The 8,598-nt window shown below is 16.3% G+C and carries 6 protein-coding genes; all 6 read left to right on the top strand.

Going from position 1 to position 8,598, the window contains the following annotated elements; all coding sequences use genetic code 11:
• On the top strand, positions 1-1,028 hold a 1,028-nt coding region (rseP, locus tag GJT96_RS01130), incomplete at its 5' end, for an RIP metalloprotease RseP (RefSeq protein ID WP_169780403.1).
• A 10-nt stretch (positions 1,029-1,038) separates the two neighbouring features.
• Entirely contained in the window at positions 1,039-3,519 is a 2,481-nt protein-coding gene (gene bamA, locus GJT96_RS01125; RefSeq protein ID WP_169780402.1) for an outer membrane protein assembly factor BamA, read from the top strand.
• A gap of 18 nt (positions 3,520-3,537) precedes the next feature.
• Positions 3,538-4,059, top strand: a complete 522-nt coding sequence (locus tag GJT96_RS01120; RefSeq protein ID WP_169780401.1) for an OmpH family outer membrane protein — start codon at positions 3,538-3,540, stop codon at positions 4,057-4,059.
• A gap of 33 nt (positions 4,060-4,092) precedes the next feature.
• Positions 4,093-4,527: a 3-hydroxyacyl-ACP dehydratase FabZ gene (gene fabZ, locus GJT96_RS01115; protein ID WP_169780400.1), complete on the top strand. Its 435-nt coding sequence runs from the start codon at positions 4,093-4,095 to the stop codon at positions 4,525-4,527.
• Positions 4,528-4,569: 42 nt separating this feature from the next.
• Positions 4,570-8,082: a DNA polymerase III subunit alpha gene (gene dnaE, locus GJT96_RS01110; RefSeq protein ID WP_169780399.1), complete on the top strand. Its 3,513-nt coding sequence runs from the start codon at positions 4,570-4,572 to the stop codon at positions 8,080-8,082.
• A 40-nt stretch (positions 8,083-8,122) separates the two neighbouring features.
• Positions 8,123-8,598: tRNA lysidine(34) synthetase TilS (tilS, locus tag GJT96_RS01105; protein ID WP_169780398.1), on the top strand; the 476-nt coding region annotated here is incomplete at its 3' end.

Here is an 8,598-nt window from a genome sequence, read left to right as displayed (position 1 = left end):
ATATCCTTTTTGCAACATTTATTTATTTTATAGTTTTTTTAATAGGATTACCTATAAAAAAAAATATTATTAGTGAAATTAATTATATTTCTGTTGGAAATTTAATTAATTTAAAATCTGATATTGAAATTAAAAAAATTAATGATATTAAAGTTAATAACTGGAACAAATTAAATATAGAATTAATTAATAATATTCATCAAAAAAATAAAATAAATATAGAATTTCATAAAATAAATTCTTCTTTTATTGAAAATAAAAGATTAAATTTTGATAAAAATTTTCTTAGTTTTCTTAATGAAAAAAATTTAATAACAATATTAGGAATATTACCTCAAGAATTAAAAATTTATCCTATTATTAGTTATATAATTCCAGGATCTCCTGCAGAACGAGCTAATTTAAAAATCGGAGATAAAATTATAAAAATAGAAAATATAAAATTTATAAATTGGTATAATTTTCAAAAAATTATTTATAATAATCCTAATAAAATAATTCATTTAAATATTAAAAGAAATAATAATTATATAAATTTAAATATTTTATCTTTAGTAAGAAAAAATAATATTGGTTTTTTAGGTTTTTTACCTAGGGTAGATAAAAATAAAAATAAATTATATTTTCAATATAAAATGAATTTTATTCAAGCATTAATAAAATCATTAAATCAAACTATAAAAGTAATAAAATTAATTTTTAATTCTTTTTCTTTTTTATTTTATGATAAAAATAATATTTCTAAATTAAATGGACCTATTTCGGTAGGTTATATTGCAAGTATATTATTTCGAAATAATATTTTTTATTATTTTATGTTTTTAGCAATGATAAATATTAATTTAAGTATAATTAATCTATTTCCTTTACCAATATTAGATGGTGGACAATTGTTATTTTTAATTTTTGAAAAAATAATTAATAAAAAAATATCAAATAAAATTAAACAAATAATATATATTTTTAGTATAATTATTCTAATGATAATTATGGGGATTACATTTATAAATGATTTTCATCAATTTTAAAAAAAAATTTTTGATAAAAATTATTCATTATTATAAATTTTTATTTATTTTCTTTTTTATTTTTAATACAAATATTTTTTGTTATGCAAATAATTTAAATAAAAAAAATAATTGTGTGAATCAAGTTATTTTTTTTGGTTTAAATAAAGCAAAATTTAAAAATAATAAAATATATTCATATATAACAAGAAATTGTCTTTCTATAAAAGAAATATTTAATTTATTACAAATAATGTGTTTACATAATATAATAAATAATATAAATATTTTTCAATATAAAAATTTAATTTTTGTAAAAATTTTAGAAAAACCAATCATTAATAATATTAAAATTAAAGGTAATAAAATTATTAACAATAATTTTATTTATTTTTTATTAAACAAATTACACATAAAAAAAAATAATAAATTAAATAATTCTTTATTATTATTATTTAAAAAAAATGTAAAATTAATGTTTTTAAAAAATTTTATGTTCTTACCTTGCATAAAAATAAAAATAAGAAAATATCTAAATAATAAAGTAGATATTAAAATTTTATTTAAAGAAAAAAATTATATAAATCTTGATATGATCAAAATTACTGGTAATAAAATTTATAAAACTAATTTTTTATTAAATTATTTAAATATTAATAATAAATTTTTATTTTTTTTTAAAAAACAAAAAAAATATAAAGTTAGTGATATTAATCATATTTTAAATCAATTAAATAATTTTTATATAAATCAAGGATATTTAAAATTTAAAATACAAAATATTACACAAAATTCATCATGGGATAAGAAAAAAAATTTTTTAATAATAAAAATTAAAGAAAATCAACCATTTTATTATAAAAAAATATTAATAAAATTAAACACAAATAAATTTTTAAAAAAAACAATAATAAATATAATTAATATTGTTCCAAATGAAATTTATAAAAATAATAAAGTAATAAAATTAAAATATAAAATAATAGAATTTTTAAAAGAAAATGGATTTTTATATCCTGAAATAATAATAAAAACTATTATAAATAGAAAAAAAAATACAGTTAACATTTTAATTTATATAGAAACTAATAAACAATATTATGTAAGAAAAATAAATTTTTTAGGAAATAATTTTACTAAAGATTTCATTTTAAGAAATGAATTATTACAATTAGAAGGTGACCCATTTAATGTTAAATTAATAAAAAAAACAAAAGAAAGATTATTATCTTTAGGATACTTTAATAAAGTAAACATTTATTTATATAAAAATAATGATTTAAAAAATACATTAAATGTAATATTTGAAGTTGATGAAAAAAATGAAGGTTTTTTAAGAACTGGATTAGGAATAATTAAAGGTGGATCATTAGGATTAAATACTATTTTGCAACAAAATAATTTTATAGGTACTGGATATGACGTAGATATTGATTTTCATAAAGATTTTTATCATTACTATTTAGAAATTTTTATTATGAAAAAACATGCTTTTTTAAAAAAGATAGATTCTGGTATAAAAATATTTTCAAATTCTATAAATGAAGATGATAATATATCTTTTAATTATATAAATAAAAATAAAGGTTTTTTAGGAATATTTAAATTACCGATTAATAATAAATTATTTATAATAAATAAGATTGGATTTATAAAAAATAATATTAGTAATATTGAACCACAATTATTGTTGTGGAATTATCTTAGAAATATAGGATATCAAAAATATAATAAATTATATAAATATTATTTATTAGATGAATTTGTAATTCATTACAAATTTATGTTTAAAAATTTTAATAATTTTAATTTACCATCTAATGGAATTATAAGTTCTGTAGATACTTATTTTTCTATTCCTTGGTATAGTAAAAATCGTTATTATAAAATTAATTTTAATTATTTACAGTATTTTCATTTATTCTTTTTACAAAAATTAACAAATAATTTACAAAATAATAATTATATAATTTTTTTGTTTAAAACTAATTTTAGTTATGGTAATGGTTTTTTTGGAGGTAAATATCCCTTTTATAAAAATTTTTATTTAGGTGGATCTAATTCTATTAGAGGATTTCAATCCAATAGCATTGGTCCTAAAGGTATATATTATTCCTCAAAAGAATATAATTGTAATAACAATAAAACTATTTGTTTATCTAATACACCAATAGGTGGTAATATTTTATTTAATATAAATAATGAATTAATTATTCCTTTATCTTTTATAAAAAATAAATTTATAAAACAAATAAAGTCTTCTATTTTTTTAGATATAGGTAATTTAATAGATACTTCATGGAAAAATAATTATTTATTTAAATTGTATAAAATTCCTAAATTTAATCTTTTTTTTCAAATAAGATCTTCTATAGGTTTATCGTTTCAATTTCATACCTCATTTGGTGATATGGTTATTTCTTTTGCATATCCATTTAAAAAATATAAAATGGATAAAATCCAATTTATTCAATTTAATTTTACACAAAATGAGAATAATTTTTTAAAATAAAATTAGGAGTTTTTAAATATGAAAAATTTTTTTAAATTTACATTATTAATTTTTATTTTTTTTAGTTTTTTTAATAAAGAAGCTTTTTGTTGTACAAAAATAGTAGTAGTTAATATCGCTAAAATTTTTGATATAATACCTCAAAAAAAAAAAATAACTAAAAAATTAGAAAAAAAATTATATTCTGATTTTTTAGTTATTAAAAAAATGGAAAAATTACTTCTATCTAAAATAAATAGATTAGAAAATAAAAACTTATCTAAAAAATTAAGAAAAAATTTAGAAAAAGAAATTAAACATGAAAAAAAAATTTTAAAAAAAAAGATAAAAATTTTTACAAAAAAAAACCGTCAAAAACAAGAAAGTATACGTAATAAAATATTAATTTTTATTCATAAATTAATAAATATTGTAGCTAAAAAAAATCATTATAATATTGTTTTAGATATTTCTACAGTAGCATATATTAAAAATATTAAAGATATAACAAATGATGTAATTAATTTAGCAATTAAACAAAATAATATTTTATTTATATGATAAATATAATAAAATTTTATTAAAATTAAAATTATGATATTAAATATTAATGAAATTTTATCTGTTTTACCTCATAGGTATCCATTTATTTTAGTAGATAAAATTATAGCATTTCAAAAATTTAAATTTTTGAATGCTATAAAAAATATTTCTTTAAATGAACCTTTTTTTCAAGGACATTTTCCTAAAAATCCTATTTATCCTGGAGTATTATTATTAGAATCTATGATTCAAACTACAGGATTATTAATTTATAAAAGTGATATAAGAAAAAAAAAATTTATGTATTATGTAGTCGGTATTGACAAAGTACGTTTTAAGAAATTTCTTTTCCCAGGAGATCAAATAATAATAAAAAGTATTTTTAAAAAAAAAAAAAAATCTTTTGTATTTTTTGATAGTATAGCAAAAATTAACAATAAAATTATTTGTAAAGCAAAAATTATATGCATAAATATTAAAAAATAAAATTGAAACCAAATTAATTAATTTTATAATTAACATAATAATATGAATTATCCTAAATTTATTCATTTACATGTACGTAGTGACTATTCTATTAAAGATGGTCTTGCTAAAATAAAACAAATTACAAATAAAGCTAAATTATTAGATATGCCAGCTATAGCTGTTACAGATTTTAATAATATATTCGGTTTAGTCAAATTTTATAAAATATCACATAATTTAGGATTAAAAGCTATAACTGGAGCAGATTTTAAAATTAAAAACTTAAATAATTGTAAATTTTCTAATATAACTATATTAGTAATGAATAATATTGGTTATCAAAATTTAAAATTATTAATATTTAATAGTTATAAAAATGGTTATAAAGATAATTTAGGCCCTATAATAACTTATAATTTACTTGAAAAATATAATAAAGGATTAATTATATTATCTGGAGGAATAAAAGGAGAAATAGGTCAAAATCTTTTACAAAAAAACATTTCTGCAATAAAAAAATTAATTCTTTTTTATAAAAAATATTTTAATAATCGATTTTACTTTGAAGTAATCCGCACAAATCGGATATACGAAGAAGATTATATTGATTTAATTATAGATTTATCAAGTTATTTTACTATACCTTTAGTTGCCACTAATGATGTACGTTTTTTAAATAAAGAAGATTATCATGCACATGAAATTCGTATTGCAATTAATAAAGGTTTTATTATAAATAAAAATTATCAAAACTATCATTATAGTAAAGAACAATTTTTAAAAAGTACAAAAGAAATGTGTATTTTATTTAAAGATATCCCAGAAGCACTATCTAATAGTGTAGAAATAGCAAAAAGATGTAGTTTATTTTTGTTATTAGGTAAATATTTTTTACCAAAATTTATAATTAAAAAGAACATTATACCAGAAAATTATATTATTGAAAAATCTTATATAGGTTTAAAAAAAAAGTTAAATATTTTATATCCAAATATAGATGATTTTAAAAAAAAATATATACAATATAAAAAAAGATTAAATCAAGAATTAAAAATTGTAAATCAAATGGGTTATCCTAGTTATTTTCTTATAGTTATGGAATTTGTCCAGTGGGCAAAAAAAAATAATATTCCTGTTGGTCCAGCAAGAGGTTCAGGAGCAGGATCATTAATAGCTTATGTTTTAAACATTACTAATTTAGATCCTATAAAGTTTAATTTAATTTTTGAAAGATTTTTAAATAAAGAAAGAGTATCATTACCAGATTTTGATATTGATTTTTGTATGGAAAAACGTGATTTAGTTATTAATCATGTAAAAAAAATTTACGGATATAAATCAGTATTTCAAATTATAACATTTGGAACAATGACTGCAAAATCTGTTATTAGAGATGTTGGAAGAGTTTTAGGTTATCCATATGATTTTATTAATCGAATTTCAAAATTAATTCCTTCAGATGTAGGTATTAATTTAAAAAAAGCTTTTTTAAAAGATAAAATATTATCTAATTTATATAAATCAGATAATAATATTAAAGAATTAGTAAATACATCTCTAAAATTAGAGGGCACAATTAGAAATATTGGGAAACATGCTGGAGGTATTGTTATAGCCCCTGATAATATTATAAAATATACAACTATATATTGTGATTATAATGGTACTAATATAGTAACTCAATTTGATAAAAATGATATAGAAGATATAGGTTTAGTAAAATTTGATTTTTTAGGTTTAAGAACTTTAACTGTTATTTATCATGCAGTAAAAATGATTAATAAAAAACTTATTCAAAATAATAAAAAATTATTAGATATTAATAATCTTATTTTAGATGATAAAAAAGTTTATAATTATTTAAAATTAGCTAAAACTACAGGTATTTTCCAATTAGAATCAAAAGGTATTAAAGAGTTAATTATACAATTACAGCCAGATAATTTTGAAGATTTAATAGCATTATTAGCTTTATATAGACCTGGTCCATTACAATCAGGAATGGTTGAAAATTTTATTAATAGGAAACATGGTAGAGAAATTATTTCATATCCTGATAAAAATTGGCAACATAAAAAATTAGAACCAATATTAAAATCTACATATGGTATTATCTTATATCAAGAACAAGTAATGAAAATAGCTCAGGTATTAGCAAATTATAGTTTAGGAGAAGCAGATATTTTAAGAAGAGTAATTAGTAAAAAACAACATAAGGAAATGTCAAAACAAAGAAAACGTTTTTTACAAGGTTCTCAAAAATTAAATATTGATAATAATTTATCTATGAAAATTTTTGATTATTTAGAAAAATTTGCTTCATATGGATTTAATAAATCTCATTCAGTTGGTTATGCTTTAATATCTTATCAAACTTTATGGTTAAAAGTTTTTTACCCAGCAGAATTTATGGCAGCAGTTTTAACATCAGAAATGGATAATAAAAATAAAATTATTCATTTAATACATGAATGTAAAAAAATGAAAATTAAAATTTTATCGCCTAATATTAATTTAAGTTTATATAAATTTCATGTTAATAAAGATGGATATATCGTTTATGGATTAGGAGCTATAAAAGGTATTGGAGAACAACTAGCATTTAATATATTAAATGCTAGAAAAAAAATAGGTTATTTTAAATCTATATTTCATTTTTTTACAAAAATAAATTTTTCAAAACTTAATAAAAAAATTATAGAAACATTAATATTATCTGGATCATTAGATTTATTTAATTTTAATAGAGGATTATTAATAAATAATTTAGAAAAAATTATAAAATTAACGAATAAATATTTAAAAGAAAGAAAAACAAAACAAAAAGATTTTTTTAATGAAAAAAATACTTCTTTATTAAAAGATAATCATTACATTTATGATGATATTAATTTATCGTGGACAAAAAAAGATATTCTTATAAAAGAAAAAAATATTTTAGGTTTCTATCTAACAGGTCATCCATTAGATGAGTTTTTAACAGAAATTTTATTTTATACTAAACAAAATAACATACAACATTTTTTAAAAAATTATAAAAAACCAATAAAAATTACAGTAGGAGGGATAATTAATAATATACGTATTTCTTATACTAAAGAAAAAAAAAAAGTATTATTGTTTCATTTAGATGATAATTCAAATGTATTAGAAATACATTTATTTTTAGATTTATTAAAAAATATTAAAACTAATATAGTTACATTAAATAATATAGTTATTATAAATGGAATACTATATTTTAATAATTTTTTAAAATTATTTATTTGTAATGTAAATAATATCATAGATATAACAACTTCAAGAGAAAAATATTTAAATAAAATAAATATTATTTTTAAAAATCAAAAAATTTTACATAATATTATCTTTTTTAAAAATTTAAAGAAAATACTTTTTTCCCAAAAAGAAAATTATAAAAAAAATATACAAATATATTTTTTTTATGAAAAATTAAATTTTAGAAAAAAAATTTTTTTTAAAAAATCTTATTTTATTACAACTGAAATAAATATTTTTAATAAATTTATTAGTTTATTAAATCAAAAAAACATTAAATTAGAATTTAATTAAAACTAATTTTAATTAAAAAATTATATATAAATATTTAATTATGTTAATAAAAAAAAAAATACAATCAATATTATTTAATTTTAAAAATATATTATTAGCATATAGTGGAGGAATAGACTCTACTGTATTATTATATAATTTAGTTAAACTAAGGAAAAAATATCCTCTTATAATTAGAGCAATTCATATTAATCATAATTTAAATAAAAAATCTAATGATTGGGTAAAATTTTGTTTTTCACAATGTAAAAAATTAAATGTATTATTTATACATAAAAATATTTATATAAATAAAAAAAGTAATATAGAAGAATATGCACGTAAAAAAAGACATCAAATTTTTAAAAAAATTATAAAAAATAATGAAATTTTAGTTACTGCACATAATTTAGATGAACAATGTGAAACTTTTTTTTTATCTTTAAAAAGAGGAAGTGGTCCTAAAGGATTATCTGGTATGTCTACAATTAAAATTGTAAATAATTTTAAAATATTGCGTCCTTTTTTAAAAATAAC

Source organism: Enterobacteriaceae endosymbiont of Donacia piscatrix, assembly GCF_012569525.1.
Classification (GTDB): Bacteria; Pseudomonadota; Gammaproteobacteria; order Enterobacterales; family Enterobacteriaceae.
The sequence above is the reverse complement of the archived record's forward strand: the minus strand, read 5'-3'. Positions and strand labels throughout refer to the sequence as shown.